Origin of the sequence: Flavobacterium cellulosilyticum, from assembly GCF_004349355.1 — a bacterium.
Classification (GTDB): Bacteria; Bacteroidota; Bacteroidia; order Flavobacteriales; family Flavobacteriaceae; genus Flavobacterium; species Flavobacterium cellulosilyticum.
In genome coordinates, this window is record NZ_SMFK01000004.1 from 1 (window position 1) to 15,156 (window position 15,156).

Genomic DNA, 15,156 nt, shown 5'->3' on the forward strand with positions numbered 1-15,156 from the left:
GAAAAAAAATATTTTTCAAAAGATTTTCAAAAAGTCTTGCCAGTTAAAAAAGAATAGTTACTTTTGCAGCCGCTAACCGAAAGAATAGCGTAAGAAATAAAAAAACGAAAGTTCTTAGACATATTGAATTGACAGCCGTTTTAAGAGAGATCTTAGAACAAATATAAGAGAGTAAGAGAGTCGAAAGATTTAAAAAACCACTAGAATTTGAGTCGAATAACAATAGCTTGATTTATCAAGCGTACAATATACGATGAAGAGTTTGATCCTGGCTCAGGATGAACGCTAGCGGCAGGCTTAACACATGCAAGTCGAGGGGTATAGTTCTTCGGAACTAGAGACCGGCGCACGGGTGCGTAACGCGTATGCAATCTACCTTTCACAGAGGGATAGCCCAGAGAAATTTGGATTAATACCTCATAGTATAGCAGTTTCGCATGAAACCACTATTAAAGTCACAACGGTGAAAGATGAGCATGCGTCCCATTAGCTAGTTGGTAAGGTAACGGCTTACCAAGGCAACGATGGGTAGGGGTCCTGAGAGGGAGATCCCCCACACTGGTACTGAGACACGGACCAGACTCCTACGGGAGGCAGCAGTGAGGAATATTGGACAATGGGCGCAAGCCTGATCCAGCCATGCCGCGTGCAGGATGACGGTCCTATGGATTGTAAACTGCTTTTGCACAGGAAGAAACAACATTACGTGTAATGTCTTGACGGTACTGTGAGAATAAGGATCGGCTAACTCCGTGCCAGCAGCCGCGGTAATACGGAGGATCCAAGCGTTATCCGGAATCATTGGGTTTAAAGGGTCCGTAGGCGGCCTTATAAGTCAGTGGTGAAATCTCCCGGCTCAACCGGGAAATGGCCATTGATACTGTAGGGCTTGAATTATTAGGAAGTAACTAGAATATGTAGTGTAGCGGTGAAATGCTTAGAGATTACATGGAATACCAATTGCGAAGGCAGGTTACTACTAATGGATTGACGCTGATGGACGAAAGCGTGGGTAGCGAACAGGATTAGATACCCTGGTAGTCCACGCYGTAAACGATGGATACTAGCTGTTGGGAGCAATCTCAGTGGCTAAGCGAAAGTGATAAGTATCCCACCTGGGGAGTACGAACGCAAGTTTGAAACTCAAAGGAATTGACGGGGGCCCGCACAAGCGGTGGAGCATGTGGTTTAATTCGATGATACGCGAGGAACCTTACCAAGGCTTAAATGTAGATTGACCGGTTTGGAAACAGACTTTTCGCAAGACAATTTACAAGGTGCTGCATGGTTGTCGTCAGCTCGTGCCGTGAGGTGTCAGGTTAAGTCCTATAACGAGCGCAACCCCTGTTGTTAGTTGCCAGCGAGTCATGTCGGGAACTCTAACGAGACTGCCAGTGCAAACTGAGAGGAAGGTGGGGATGACGTCAAATCATCACGGCCCTTACGCCTTGGGCTACACACGTGCTACAATGGCCGGTACAGAGAGCAGCCACTGGGTGACCAGGAGCGAATCTACAAAACCGGTCACAGTTCGGATCGGAGTCTGCAACTCGACTCCGTGAAGCTGGAATCGCTAGTAATCGGATATCAGCCATGATCCGGTGAATACGTTCCCGGGCCTTGTACACACCGCCCGTCAAGCCATGGAAGCTGGGGGTGCCTGAAGTCGGTGACCGCAAGGAGCTGCCTAGGGTAAAACTGGTAACTAGGGCTAAGTCGTAACAAGGTAGCCGTACCGGAAGGTGCGGCTGGAACACCTCCTTTCTAGAGCCTAAATGTTAGTTGCTTGCAACACTTTTAGGAAAGAAGACGAAGATTTTATTGGAAAGAGTCCAAGATTTAATTACTCTCGCTGTTAGTTCATATTAATTTAAGATTTTAGAATTAAGATTTTAGATTACTCGTATAGAGTATAAGTCTAAAATCAGAAATCAAAAAATCTACAATACTGATGTCTCGTAGCTCAGCTGGTTAGAGTACTACACTGATAATGTAGGGGTCGACAGTTCGAGTCTGTCCGAGACAACTATTTAATTTAAGATTTAAGATTTTAGATTAAAAAAAAGCATAAACACGTTCATTAAAACAAAGGAAATTTTAGAAGTTGAGAATTCAACCAAAAGAAATTAGAACTACAATTCAAAATCTAAAATCTGAATTCAAAAAATCTAATATCTATATTGGGGGATTAGCTCAGCTGGCTAGAGCGCCTGCCTTGCACGCAGGAGGTCAACGGTTCGACTCCGTTATTCTCCACTAGTTTAGTAATTAGGCAAAAGCCAATAGGCAAAAGTTTAAAAACTAGACACACGAAGCAATAGTAATGCCTTATGGCTATTAACTATTGCCTAGAGAAAAGTTCATTGACATATTGAGATAAGAAAAATATTACAAGTAGAAAGTGTTTTTTACTATTAGTAGTAAAGAACAAACAAAAACGGTCATAATTAAATTTATGATTGGTACAATAAGCAAAATAAGGGCGTATGGGGGATGCCTTGGCTCTCAGAGGCGATGAAAGGCGTGATAAGCTGCGAAAAGTTACGGGGATTGGCACACACGATACGATCCGTAAATACCTGAATGGGGCAACCCACTAGATTGAAGATCTAGTACACCGATAGGTGGGCAAACCCGCTGAACTGAAACATCTAAGTAGGCGGAGGAGAAGAAAACAAAAGTGATTCCGTAAGTAGTGGCGAGCGAACGCGGATTAGCCCAAACCAATGTTGTTACGGCAATATTGGGGTTGTAGGACCACGACATTTGTTGCGGATAGAATTAGAATCTACTGGAAAGTAGAGCCAAAGAAGGTGATAGCCCTGTATAAGTAATAGAAGATAACGATAGTGGTATCCTGAGTAGGGCGGGACACGAGAAATCCTGTCTGAATTTGGCGGGACCATCCGCTAAGGCTAAATACTCCTGAGAGACCGATAGTGAACCAGTACCGTGAGGGAAAGGTGAAAAGAACCGTGAATAACGGAGTGAAATAGATCCTGAAACCATACGCTTACAAGCGGTCGGAGCCCTTTCGTGGGGTGACGGCGTGCCTTTTGCATAATGAGCCTACGAGTTAACGTTGCTGGCAAGGATAAGTGGTTAAGCCACGGATCCGTAGCGAAAGCGAGTCTGAATAGGGCGCTTTAGTCAGTAGTGTTAGACGCGAAACCGTGTGATCTACCCATGGACAGGATGAAGCTTTGTTAACCCAAAGTGGAGGTCCGAACCCGTTGACGTTGAAAAGTCTTGGGATGATCTGTGGGTAGGGGTGAAAGGCCAATCAAACTCGGAAATAGCTCGTACTCCCCGAAATGCATTTAGGTGCAGCGTTGGTTATAAGTTATATAGAGGTAGAGCTACTGATTGGATGCGGGGGCTTCACCGCCTACCAATTCCTGACAAACTCCGAATGCTATATAATGTTTACCAGCAGTGAGGGCTTGGGTGCTAAGGTCCAAGTCCGAGAGGGAAAGAACCCAGACCATCAGCTAAGGTCCCCAAATATATGTTAAGTTGAAAGAACGAGGTTTGTCTGCCCAGACAGCTAGGATGTTGGCTTGGAAGCAGCCATTCATTTAAAGAGTGCGTAACAGCTCACTAGTCGAGCGGACGAGCATGGATAATAATCGGGCATAAACATATTACCGAAGCTATGGATGTATAATTAAATTTATACGTGGTAGGGGAGCATTCTCACAGGGTAGAAGGTGTGTTGTAAAGCATGCTGGACCGGTGAGAAAAGAAAATGTAGGCATAAGTAACGATAATGCGGGCGAGAAACCCGCACACCGAAAGACTAAGGTTTCCACAGCTATGCTAATCAGCTGTGGGTTAGTCGGGACCTAAGGCGAACCCGAAAGGGACAGTCGATGGACAACGGGTTAATATTCCCGTACTAGTTATAATTGTGATGGGGTGACGGAGTGATGAAAGCGCCGCGAACTGACGGAATAGTTCGTTGAAGTACCTACCTATAAGCTGCGCAGGCAAATCCACGCGGCTTGGGGAAATACGATAGTACACGGAGACTTCGGTTGAAGTGATAGTGCGCCTAAGGGCTTCCAAGAAAAACCTCTAAACTTCAGATTATAAGTACCCGTACCGCAAACCGACACAGGTAGTCGAGGAGAGAATCCTAAGGTGCTCGAGAGATTCATGGCTAAGGAATTAGGCAAAATAGACCCGTAACTTCGGGAGAAGGGTCGCCAGCAGCAATGCTGGCCGCAGTGAAGAGGTCCAGGCGACTGTTTATCAAAAACACAGGGCTCTGCAAAATCGTAAGATGAAGTATAGGGCCTGACACCTGCCCGGTGCTGGAAGGTTAAGTGGAGATGTTATTCGCAAGAAGAAGCATTGAAATGAAGCCCCAGTAAACGGCGGCCGTAACTATAACGGTCCTAAGGTAGCGAAATTCCTTGTCGGGTAAGTTCCGACCTGCACGAATGGTGTAACGATCTGGACACTGTCTCAGCCATGAGCTCGGTGAAATTGTAGTAACGGTGAAGATGCCGTTTACCCGCAGTGGGACGAAAAGACCCTGTGCACCTTTACTATAGCTTAGTATTGACCTTGGATAAATGATGTGTAGGATAGGTTGGAGACTKTGAAGTGGCGTCGCTAGGCGTTGTGGAGTCATTGTTGAAATACAACCCTTTGTTTATCTAGGGCCTAACCCCGCGTTTGCGGGGGACATTGCTTGGTGGGTAGTTTGACTGGGGTGGTCGCCTCCAAAAGAGTAACGGAGGCTTCTAAAGGTTCCCTCAGTACGCTTGGTAACCGTGCGTAGAGTGCAATGGCATAAGGGAGCTTGACTGAGAGACATACAGGTCGATCAGGTACGAAAGTAGAGCATAGTGATCCGGTGGTTCCGCATGGAAGGGCCATCGCTCAAAGGATAAAAGGTACGCCGGGGATAACAGGCTGATCTCCCCCAAGAGCTCATATCGACGGGGGGGTTTGGCACCTCGATGTCGGCTCGTCACATCCTGGGGCTGGAGAAGGTCCCAAGGGTTGGGCTGTTCGCCCATTAAAGTGGCACGCGAGCTGGGTTCAGAACGTCGTGAGACAGTTCGGTCTCTATCTACTGTGGGCGCAAGAAATTTGAGTGGATCTGATTCTAGTACGAGAGGACCGAATTGGACAAACCTCTAGTGTATCTGTTGTTCCGCCAGGAGCATCGCAGAGTAGCTACGTTTGGAAGGGATAAGCGCTGAAAGCATATAAGCGCGAAACCCACCACAAGATGAGATTTCTTTTAAGGATCGTGGGAGATGACCACGTTGATAGGCTATAGATGTAAAGGCAGTAATGTCATAGTCGAGTAGTACTAATAATCCGTAAGCTTATGTACACCCTTTTCCCTGGGGCAACTCAGGGAAGAAACTTTCTAATTCAATACTTTTTTCTTTATCTCAGTATGTTAAGATATTTGTCCGCCGCGCGGACAGTCTGAAAGTCAAAAGTCAAAAGTCGAAAGTGTCCTAGGGGTGGTTATTGCGGCGGGGCTCACCTCTTCCCATCCCGAACAGAGTAGTTAAGCCCGCCTGCGCAGATGGTACTGCAGTTATGTGGGAGAGTATGTCGTCGCCTTTCTTTTGAAAAACCCTGTTTCTTACGAAACAGGGTTTTTTGTTTTCTTGCATTGCTAAGCTATTTTAATTTGTATTTTACATTTATACTTGAATTATGATAAAAAAGGCTTGGCAAATTTAATTATGCGCTATTTATGACTTATTTTTGCGTCTTTAAATAAATTAAATACTATTATGTCTACTACTATCGAGAAAATAAAATGTCTTATTATTGGTTCAGGGCCTGCAGGTTATACCGCAGCCATTTATGCTGCTAGAGCAAATATGTATCCCGTAATGTATCAAGGAATGCAACCTGGAGGTCAATTAACGACAACTAATGAAGTTGAAAATTTCCCAGGTTATGTTGATGGTGTTACTGGTCCAGAAATGATGATACAATTGCAGCAACAAGCAGAACGCTTTGGAGCTGAAATACGCGATGGTTGGGCAACTAAGGTTGATTTTTCAAACGGGGTGCATAAAGTTTGGATTAATGATACGATCGAATTACATTGCGAAACTGTAATTATTTCGACGGGGGCATCTGCAAAATATTTAGGTATTGAATCAGAACAACATTACTTGAAAATTGGTGGTGGAGTTTCGGCTTGTGCTGTTTGTGATGGATTTTTCTATAGAAATCAAGATGTTGTTATTGTAGGAGCTGGTGACTCAGCTTGTGAAGAAGCACATTATCTGTCAAAACTTTGTAAAAAAGTAACCATGTTAGTTAGAAGTGAAAAATTTAGAGCTTCTAAAATCATGGAAGAACGTGTTCGTAAAACGGAAAACATTGAAATTTTATTGAATCATGATACTGTTGAAGTTTTAGGAGATGGACAAGTTGTTACTGGTGTAAAAGTAAAAGACAAAAGTGCTGATAAAATTTATGACATTCCAGTCACAGGATTCTTTGCTGCTATTGGTCATAAACCGAATACAGATATTTTTAAAGATTATTTAACTCTTGATGAAACAGGATATATAATTAATATTCCTGGGACTTCAAAAACGAATGTTGCTGGTGTATTTGTTGCTGGTGATGCTGCTGATCATGTGTATCGTCAGGCAATTACTGCTGCTGGTACCGGTTGTATGGCTGCATTGGATGCTGAAAGATATTTGGCTGCTTTATAAAAAATAGCCTTTCAATTTATTGATAAAAAAAAGTCTCAAATTCAAATTTGAGACTTTTTTATTTTGAGCTATTTTGAAGGTTGTTTGTTAATACTAGCACTGTCTACAAATCTTTTTATTTCTATTTTTGGATCTCCATAAAGAAGAATTTCAGAATTACCTGAAGCATCAATAGTAATATTAGTATTAGAATTGACGCTGCCTTTTGAATAACTTTCAGTTAGTAAATCGATATTTTTTATCACAAGATTTTTTGCAGTTAATTCGGAATTATTATCCAATCGAATGTTGGCATTGGTGATATCACCTTCAAGTGTTGCTATAGATTTTTCATAGAGGTCACATTTTAAATTTAAAGAAGAAACTAAGGCTTTTAAAGTTGCTTTTTTACTTATTTGAAAAGTTGCGTTTTCCGATTTTAAATTGAGTTCCGCTTTAGATTTGTCATCGGATTTTAAAATAAAATTGGTTGTATTAACATTCAAATTAAATTCTGAATTATCGAGGGCATTTATCGTAATGTCGTTTAATTGAATTTCTTGAATGGCATTTATTTTTGAATCATCTTTAGCGGTGATCATCTTTAAATCCTTGGTATAGGTAACTCTAACGCTAAGCTTTTTATAACGATAGGCAGTTTTAGAGGTGGTTAAGCGAAGTGTATTTCCAAGTAAATCAATACTAATAATACTGTGAAGAATATCATCAGCTTCAATTTTTAATTCCGATTTTTCACCTCTGTGTAAGTAAACTTCAATATTGTCACTCACTTCAATTGAATCAAAATTGCCGATTTCCCTTTGTTCTATAGTAACAATATTAGAACCTTTTATTTTTTCTTTTTTTTGTGCCAATACTAATGTGTTTACTAGTAGAAGTAGTATGAGGAAGTTTTGTTTTTTCATTTCAAGTACTGTTTTTACAAATATAAAAAAAATCATCCGTTTTTGTCAGATGATTTAATTGATTTATGGCATTAAGAAAGAATTATTCTTGATTAATGCTTCCTCCAGAACTTTCTTCTTTTGTAAGTATTTTTGGTGTTGTATAATAATTTATAGAACTTCCGCTTGATGCTTTTGCTTCTAGTTTTACTATAGGATATACAGATGTGCTACTACCACTGGATGTTTTTGATATCACTTCGTTTGTCAAAAGGGTTTTGGTATTAATTTCACTTCCACTAGAAGCGGATGTTTCTAATTTTAATGCTTTTCCGTTAACTTCAATTGTGCTTCCACTGGAGCTTTCTACTGTAATAGCATCGGCTTCTACTTTAATGCTAATCGCACTTCCACTACTTGATTTTACATTAATGTCATCGGTAATTAAAGTACCCTTACTTGTGATTTCAGAACCGCTGCTGGCCGCCAAACCTTTTATTATGGGCAGTTCTACTCTTACAACTGGTGTTTCTTCAGAATTATAGCTTTTATCAGACTCAATTATCAGAACCCCATTTTCTACTTTGGTGATAATATTTTTTTGTAAATTCTCATCCGTTTCAACTGTTATGGATTTGTTGTCTGATTGTTCTACAATAACCTTTATCCCATTTTTCACCTCGATACTTTTGAAATATTGAGATACCGATCTGTTTTCTGTAGTAATGTTTCCATTTCCTTTTATTCTAGAATTAGAATTTACAAAAAAATTACAGGAAGCAAATAGCAAAGCAATTAATGTCGCTATTATAAATTTTGTAATTATTGTGATTAGTTTAATCATAACTATTTTGTTTTGATTATTATTCCGTCTTTATTAATCGATAATCCCCTTTTATTAACCTTTTCTTTTACCTTTACAACTTCCCCATTAACTGTTACCGTTGTTGTAACAATACTATCGTTTTCCTGACCATTGTCTAATTCATCATTGTTCTTTTCGTCATTTGGACAATTAGTACAACGTATTTTGTTAGTATCTACTTTGTAAACAGCATCAATTTGCTTAGGGTTCCACAAAAAGTATTCGCCATCAGTTCTGTCATAATTTACTAATGATTTATCCACTTTTAATAAGCTTCCTATTGGTAAGTATAAAGTAATTTCTATCTCTTGATTGCGAAATTTGTCTTTTAAATCAGATAGTAAGTAATTGTCCAAAATTAAATGATTACCGTCTATTGCAAATTTATATTTAATTTTCTCAGCTCTTTGTTTGGCTTCGAAAAGAGTTTTTCCTTTTGCCTCTTTTTCAATTTGAATATAGGGCAATTCTTGATCAGTTTGTACTATTTTAAATTGGATATTGTTTGAATAAATTACATCATTTCCTGCAGAATCCAACTTGATTTTAAAATTGTTATTTTCGTCAATATCTTTAGAAAAATTTTCATTGTATTTGAATTTAATAAAAATTGTATCGGTTGGTTTTATATTGATGGTTGTTTTTTGAACCACTCTTCCATCAACTGAAAAAGCTGTTGCCTGTTTTATTCCTATTGAGATTGCAAGTGAAACCGATATTAACCAAATGGCCAATAAGGTGTATTTTGCAATAGGTCCTATTGATTTTAATTTTGGAGACAATAATTTGAATCCCAATAGAGATAAGAAAAAGAAAGGAATTCCAACAGCAAAGAACATCAATAATCCAAAAGTCCAAATAGGATAATCGGTAAAATTACCAGCTTCAATAAAATTTTGCCAAGGCACATCGATAAATGAAGATGAACCTAAAGTAAATACACCTATGAATAAAGCCGCCAAAATAAATAGACCAATCATGATCAAAATTACCCCAAGAAATTTAGAAAAAACTCTAAGTACGGCTATAATAAAATCCCCAAATGAACTCCCCACTCTTTCGGCTCCAGATTTAACACGATTACCGAGTTCATCATAATTGGTGTTTTTAATTTTTTCCGATACATTCTCAAATTCCTCTCTCACTTTTCGTTCTATATTTGATATGTTCACTGGTTCACCAGTCATTTCCAATTTTTCAGCAGTTGTTGTTGCTTCTGGCATAACAATCCAAAGGATTATGTAGGCTATAACTCCAGTTCCCCATGCAAAAAACAGTATCAAAAAGAAAATTCTTAGCCAAACTTTGTCAATTCCAAAATAATGACCTAAACCAGCCAAAACGCCTCCAATCATGCCGTTTTCTTTATCGCGGTACAATTTTCTTGTTTTTGAATAGGAATAATTTGTTGAAGTATACTCAGTTCCTTCGTCATCAATTCGATAATCTTCCGGTTGTCCCATTATTGTAATTACTTCATCGACTTCTTTTATGCTTACAACATGCTTTTCTGTTTTTTGTTTCTCTGTTAATAATTCAGAGACACGCATTTCAATATCTTTAATGATTTCGTCTTGTCCAGAGGAGTTTGATAAAGATCTTTTAATTGCGTCAAAATAGCGGGTTAGTTTTTGGTATGCATCTTCATCAATATGGAAGAACATTCCACCTAAATTTATGTTTACAGTTTTGTTCATGACTATTGTTTTTGTGTTGTGATTAAGTTTACAGCATCAGACAATTCAGTCCAAGTACTATTTAATTCGTCTAAAAAGGTATGTCCAATTTCGGTTAATCCATAATATTTTCTTGGTGGACCTGACAAAGATTCTTCCCAACGATAATTGAGTAATCCGTCGTTTTTCAATCTGGTAAGTAGCGGATAAACCGTTCCTTCCACAACCAATAATTTGGCGCTTTTTAAGGTTTCTAATATTTCTGAAGTATATGCCTCTTTGTCTTTTAGTACTGACAAAATGCAAAACTCTAAAACACCTTTACGCATTTGGGCTTTTGTGTTTTCAATGTTCATGATGTTGTTTTTAGTTTTTTTGATTTAATAAAACTGTTCATTTTTTGATTGCTTCGCCAGTTCGCTTTTGGCTCGGGTGATGATGATTAATTTTCGGTATAAGTTGCAGTAACTAATTTGATTGGTTTTTTGCTAATTAATTTTAATTAGATTGTACTCTTTCTTCCATTTTTTCATTTGCACAATTTTAAATTGATTCTCGGCTGTTTTTATCATTTCAATTATTGTGATTTGTTGTGCAAATAATTTGGTTGTGATTGCAACCAAAAATTATGGGATTACTAATTCTTTTTTTTTAGATTGTTTGATGTCTATTTTATGAACGAGATACTCAATGGATACTTGTATTTTTCTCCATTTGCTGTTTTTAATGAAGCGTAAATTATCAATAAAAATTCAGCAACTTTCAAACTAATAAATATAAGAATGGAGATTAAGGCAACAATTGCAATTCCAATGATGTTTTTGTTATTTATACATTCAAAAATAATGTCATGATTATTGACAATAGAGTGGAATGGAATGTTGTTAAAAACAGCAAGTATAAATATTGGAATAGCAATCATGGCAAGTACCAAAGTGTATAACATTATACTCAATTGGAAATTAATCACCTGCTTTCCGTTATAATCAATAAATTCTGATTTGTCTTTTTTAGAGGTCCAAATTATTATTGGAAAAATAAAATTTCCAAAAGGGATAAAAAACTGACTTAAAGTGCTTAAATGAATAAATGTTCCGGTATTAATTTCTCTAGTTGTTTCCATAATTTAAAAGTATATAGTAATTTCTTATACAAATATATAGCTAAAAGACAGTATCTTGTATAGCATAGTAATAAAAATTAACTTAAAATTAAGATATTAGTTTTGTCTATTATTTCTGTATTCGATTGAATTAGTAGTAAATACAGTAAAAATTAGTGTTTAAACAAATAAATTTAAAACATAAATTAGTAGCTTCATTTTCAGTATTTTTACCATATAAAATAATTCATAATGAAAATATCAGTAGGCAGACTTAATAAATTTTTGTTTTTTAAATTGCCATCAGCCTATATTTGTGGTGTGAGAGTACAACATATTGATGATGAGAAATGTTTGGTAGCTGTTAAACATCGCTGGATAAATCAAAATCCGTTTAGCTCTATGTATTTTGCAGTTCAAGCGATGGCAGCAGAACTATCAACAGGAGCTTTGGTAATGATTCAAACTCAAAAAAGTGGGATGTCAATATCTATGTTGGTTGCTAATAACAAAAGCAATTTCTCCAAAAAAGCAACTGGTCTCATCACTTTTAAGTGTATTGATGGTAAAATTGCTGAAGATGCTGTTCAAAAAGCAATAACCAATGGTGAAGGTCAAACATTTTGGATGAAATCCATTGGAACAAACGAAAAAGGAGAACAAGTGTCAGAAATGGATTTTGAATGGAGTGTCAGGACAAAATCGAATAAAAAATAAGGACAAACTGGATCAAAAAAAAAGCTTCGATAATTATCGAAGCTTTTTTTAATATAAGGTAAAGTGAATTAATAATTTTTTAGAAGCTTTTGCTAACCTTAAAGTTTGTTTTAATTTTCTTAGTTGGAACTCAATTTCTACAAATTTATACAAACTAAATGGTGATAGTCTTAAAATTATATTAAAATTTCTCCCCTTAAAAATGGATTTGCTATTTATTTACAAAAAACAATCAATTTCAGAAGTCAGTAATTAATAATAAGTGTGTGACAATTTGACATTATAGAAGATTTGGCAGTACTTTTGCATTAAAAAAAAATAATAAAATGAAGTTTAAAAATATTTTTAAAAACGATACAAGCATGACAACAGAAAACACGCTAAATGACGAAATTGTTGATAAAACTCCAGTAGAAAACAGCGAAATAAATTCGGACATTTTGGATTCAACTATAGAAGAAAGAGTAGAAGAAATAACAAGAGAAGAACAATTGTCACAAGATTTAGCTTCTGAAAAAGATAAATTTTTAAGATTGTTTGCAGAATTTGAAAATTACAAAAGAAGAACTACAAAAGAGCGTATTGAATTATTCAAAACCGCAAATCAAGAAGTGTTGCTAGCCATGCTTCCTGTATTAGACGATTTTGATAGAGCAATGGTAGAAATCAATAAATCGGATGATGAATTATTAACAAAAGGAGTGGCACTAATCGTTGACAAACTTAAAAGTACTTTAGTTTCTAAAGGTCTTGAAGAAGTTGAAGTTCGTGCTGGTGATACTTTTGATGCTGATTTTGCTGAAGCAATTACACAAATTCCTGCTCCATCTGCAAAAATGAAAGGTAAAATTGTTGACGTTTTAGAAAAAGGTTACAAATTGGGGGATAAAATTATTCGTTTTCCAAAAGTGGTAATAGGACAGTAGAGACACATTTAGATGCGTCTGTATCAAATAAAAAATAAAAATGAAAAAAGATTTTTACGAAATACTGGGTATTACCAAAAGTGCCAATACTGCTGAAATAAAAAAAGCATATCGAAAAAAAGCACTTGAATTTCACCCTGACAAGAATCCTGGAAATGCAGAAGCCGAAGAGAAATTCAAATTAGCTGCTGAAGCATACGAGATTCTAAGTGACCCTAATAAAAAAGCCAAATACGATCAATACGGTCATCAAGCCTTTGATAATGGCGGCGGCGGCGGTTATGGCGGTGGCGGTCATATGAATATGGATGATATCTTCAGTCAATTTGGAGATATTTTTGGTAGCGCCTTTGGAGGCGGTGGTGGTTTTGGAGGCGGAGGCGGAGGATCACGTCGAGTGAAAGGAAGCAACCTTCGAATCAAAGTAAAATTGACTCTTGAAGAAATTACCAATGGAGTTGAGAAAAAAGTAAAAGTAAAACGAAAAGTTCAAGCTCAAGGGGTATCGTATAAAACTTGTTCTACTTGTAATGGTCAAGGGCAAGTAATGCGAGTTACAAATACTATTTTGGGTCGTATGCAATCTGCATCAACTTGTCCAACTTGTGGTGGTTCGGGTCAAATATTGGATAAAAAACCAACTGAAGCAGATTCCCAAGGAATGGTTTTGGAAGACGAAACGGTTACTATTAAAATTCCTGCGGGAGTTGTAGATGGAATGCAATTAAAAGTTTCCAATAAAGGAAATGATGCGCCAGGGAACAGTATTCCAGGAGATTTAATTGTAGCAATTGAAGAAATAGAGCATGAGTTTTTGAAACGTGAAGGCGAAAATTTACATTATGATTTGTATATCAGTTTTGCCGAAGCTGTTTTAGGAATTTCAAAAGATATCGAAGCAGTAAACGGAAAAGTGAGAATAAAACTAGAGGATGGAATTCAATCTGGAAAAATTCTACGATTAAAAGGCAAAGGAGTACCAAGTATCAACGGATACGGAACTGGAGACCTGTTAGTTCATGTCAATGTCTGGACACCTAAAACGCTGAATAAAGATCAAAAACATTTTTTTGAGAAAAACATCGATGATGAAAATTTTATTCCAAATCCAGAAAAAAGTGATAAATCCTTTTTCGAAAAAGTAAAAGACATGTTTTCATAAGCTGTAAATTTATCAAAATCTCCCATCTTTGTTTTTCGAAGATGGGATTTTTCATTTTATTTAACACCTTATTATAGTCATTTAACTATTTTTACAAACCATAAGCCAATTGCCAAAATAAAGGTGGTAAATCAAAATAAAAGCATGAGTAATATACTTGAAGTAAAAAATGTAGTCAAGAAATATGGTGATTATGTTGCACTTAATGAAGTTTCCCTTACGATACCCAAAGGAAGTATTTATGGGCTGCTAGGTCCAAATGGAGCAGGGAAAACAACCCTAATTCGGATTATCAATCAAATCACAATGCCTGATACTGGAGCTATTATTTTTGATGGCGAAAAACTTAGTCCCCAACACGTTCAATACATTGGCTACTTACCAGAAGAAAGAGGATTATACAAGTCTATGAAAGTGGGGGAGCAATGTTTGTATTTGGCTCAAATGAAAGGACTCTCAAAAGCTGAAGCCAAAAAACAATTAGAATATTGGTTTGATAGATTAGGCATTCAAGGTTGGTGGAACAAAAAAATTCAAGAACTTTCAAAAGGAATGGCGCAAAAAGTGCAATTTGTTGTTTGTGTTTTGCACAAACCCAAATTATTGATTTTTGATGAACCGTTTTCAGGTTTTGATCCTGTAAATGCAAATGTTATTAAAGAAGAAATTTTGGAATTGAGAAATCAAGGATCGACTATAATTTTTTCTACTCATCGAATGGAAAGCGTCGAGGAAATATGTGATACTATTGCCTTAATTCATAAATCAAACAAATTGATTGAAGGCAAATTGGATGATGTAAAACGCCAATTTAGAACGAATAGTTTTGAAGTGGGGATTTTATCGGATAACATTGAAGGATTAATGCATGACATTACTCAAAAATTCATAGTGAGTCAAACGAATTTCAAATCGCTCAATAACGAACTGAAACTAGAAATTCAACTGGGGAATGCAACTCCAAATGATTTACTGAATCTTTTAACCCAAAGAGGGCAAGTGACCCATTTTGTGGAAAAAATCCCTAGTGTTAATGATATTTTTATTAAAACGGTTAGTGAAAAGTAATTATTATGATCTCTAAACTTATAACCATTCTAAACTTACAAAC

At 37.0% G+C, this 15,156-nt stretch carries 10 protein-coding genes, 2 tRNA genes and 3 rRNA genes; 10 read left to right on the top strand and 5 right to left on the bottom strand.

Annotation, left to right across the window (positions count from 1 at the left end):
- The first annotated feature begins 250 nt into the window (after positions 1-250).
- The 6 genes from E0F76_RS08110 to trxB all read left to right on the top strand — a co-directional run bounded on the left by E0F76_RS08110 (position 251) and on the right by trxB (position 6,713).
- Positions 251-1,764, top strand: a 16S ribosomal RNA gene (locus E0F76_RS08110).
- 188 nt (positions 1,765-1,952) lie between these two features.
- Positions 1,953-2,026: transfer RNA gene (locus E0F76_RS08115), tRNA-Ile, on the top strand.
- A 156-nt stretch (positions 2,027-2,182) separates the two neighbouring features.
- A tRNA-Ala gene (locus E0F76_RS08120) sits at positions 2,183-2,256 on the top strand.
- A gap of 209 nt (positions 2,257-2,465) precedes the next feature.
- Positions 2,466-5,353 (top strand): 23S ribosomal RNA (locus tag E0F76_RS08125).
- Between the two features lie 132 nt (positions 5,354-5,485).
- Positions 5,486-5,595: ribosomal RNA gene (gene rrf, locus E0F76_RS08130) — 5S ribosomal RNA — on the top strand.
- Together the 16S, 23S and 5S rRNA genes with 2 tRNA genes alongside form the textbook arrangement of a ribosomal RNA operon.
- 173 nt (positions 5,596-5,768) lie before the next feature.
- Positions 5,769-6,713: a thioredoxin-disulfide reductase gene (trxB, locus tag E0F76_RS08135; protein ID WP_132004036.1), complete on the top strand. Its 945-nt coding sequence runs from the start codon at positions 5,769-5,771 to the stop codon at positions 6,711-6,713.
- Positions 6,714-6,781: 68 nt separating this feature from the next.
- On the opposite strand, the gene E0F76_RS08140 is transcribed toward trxB, so the two are convergent.
- The 5 genes from E0F76_RS08140 to E0F76_RS08160 all read right to left on the bottom strand — a co-directional run bounded on the left by E0F76_RS08140 (position 6,782) and on the right by E0F76_RS08160 (position 11,261).
- The gene (locus E0F76_RS08140) at positions 6,782-7,618 is read right to left on the bottom strand and encodes a GIN domain-containing protein (RefSeq protein WP_132004039.1); all 837 of its coding nucleotides are present in this window, start codon (positions 7,616-7,618) and stop codon (positions 6,782-6,784) included.
- A gap of 82 nt (positions 7,619-7,700) precedes the next feature.
- Positions 7,701-8,441 (bottom strand): head GIN domain-containing protein, encoded by a 741-nt coding sequence (locus E0F76_RS08145; protein WP_132004042.1) that lies wholly within the window; start codon positions 8,439-8,441, stop codon positions 7,701-7,703.
- A gap of 2 nt (positions 8,442-8,443) precedes the next feature.
- A complete protein-coding gene (locus tag E0F76_RS08150) occupies positions 8,444-10,159 on the bottom strand; it encodes a PspC domain-containing protein (RefSeq protein ID WP_132004045.1) in 1,716 nt (571 codons plus the stop codon).
- Positions 10,160-10,161: 2 nt separating this feature from the next.
- Entirely contained in the window at positions 10,162-10,494 is a 333-nt protein-coding gene (locus E0F76_RS08155; RefSeq protein ID WP_132004048.1) for a PadR family transcriptional regulator, read from the bottom strand.
- 311 nt (positions 10,495-10,805) lie between these two features.
- A complete protein-coding gene (locus tag E0F76_RS08160; RefSeq protein ID WP_132004051.1) occupies positions 10,806-11,261 on the bottom strand; it encodes a DUF4870 domain-containing protein in 456 nt (151 codons plus the stop codon).
- A gap of 231 nt (positions 11,262-11,492) precedes the next feature.
- On the opposite strand from E0F76_RS08160, the gene E0F76_RS08165 reads away from it, so the two are divergent.
- From E0F76_RS08165 to E0F76_RS08180, 4 genes are all read left to right on the top strand, one after another.
- The gene (locus E0F76_RS08165) at positions 11,493-11,957 is read left to right on the top strand and encodes a DUF4442 domain-containing protein (protein WP_132004053.1); all 465 of its coding nucleotides are present in this window, start codon (positions 11,493-11,495) and stop codon (positions 11,955-11,957) included.
- A 362-nt stretch (positions 11,958-12,319) separates the two neighbouring features.
- Positions 12,320-12,883, top strand: coding sequence for a nucleotide exchange factor GrpE (locus E0F76_RS08170; RefSeq protein ID WP_407920983.1), 564 nt, complete (start codon positions 12,320-12,322; stop codon positions 12,881-12,883).
- 40 nt (positions 12,884-12,923) lie between these two features.
- Complete coding sequence (dnaJ, locus tag E0F76_RS08175) at positions 12,924-14,045, top strand: molecular chaperone DnaJ (protein WP_132004059.1); 1,122 nt, start codon at positions 12,924-12,926, stop codon at positions 14,043-14,045.
- A 144-nt stretch (positions 14,046-14,189) separates the two neighbouring features.
- Positions 14,190-15,113 carry an ABC transporter ATP-binding protein gene (locus E0F76_RS08180; RefSeq protein ID WP_132004062.1) on the top strand — a complete coding sequence of 308 codons (924 nt, stop codon included), beginning with the start codon at positions 14,190-14,192 and terminating at the stop codon, positions 15,111-15,113.
- The last annotated feature ends 43 nt before the right edge of the window (positions 15,114-15,156 follow it).

Coding starts and splice junctions, on each gene's coding strand:
- trxB (WP_132004036.1), top strand. CDS start 5,769: ATGTCTACTACTATCGAGAAAATAAAATGTCTTATTATTGGTTCAGGG.
- E0F76_RS08140 (WP_132004039.1), bottom strand. CDS start 7,618: ATGAAAAAACAAAACTTCCTCATACTACTTCTACTAGTAAACACATTA.
- E0F76_RS08145 (WP_132004042.1), bottom strand. CDS start 8,441: ATGATTAAACTAATCACAATAATTACAAAATTTATAATAGCGACATTA.
- E0F76_RS08150 (WP_132004045.1), bottom strand. CDS start 10,159: ATGAACAAAACTGTAAACATAAATTTAGGTGGAATGTTCTTCCATATT.
- E0F76_RS08155 (WP_132004048.1), bottom strand. CDS start 10,494: ATGAACATTGAAAACACAAAAGCCCAAATGCGTAAAGGTGTTTTAGAG.
- E0F76_RS08160 (WP_132004051.1), bottom strand. CDS start 11,261: ATGGAAACAACTAGAGAAATTAATACCGGAACATTTATTCATTTAAGC.
- E0F76_RS08165 (WP_132004053.1), top strand. CDS start 11,493: ATGAAAATATCAGTAGGCAGACTTAATAAATTTTTGTTTTTTAAATTG.
- E0F76_RS08170 (WP_407920983.1), top strand. CDS start 12,320: ATGACAACAGAAAACACGCTAAATGACGAAATTGTTGATAAAACTCCA.
- dnaJ (WP_132004059.1), top strand. CDS start 12,924: ATGAAAAAAGATTTTTACGAAATACTGGGTATTACCAAAAGTGCCAAT.
- E0F76_RS08180 (WP_132004062.1), top strand. CDS start 14,190: ATGAGTAATATACTTGAAGTAAAAAATGTAGTCAAGAAATATGGTGAT.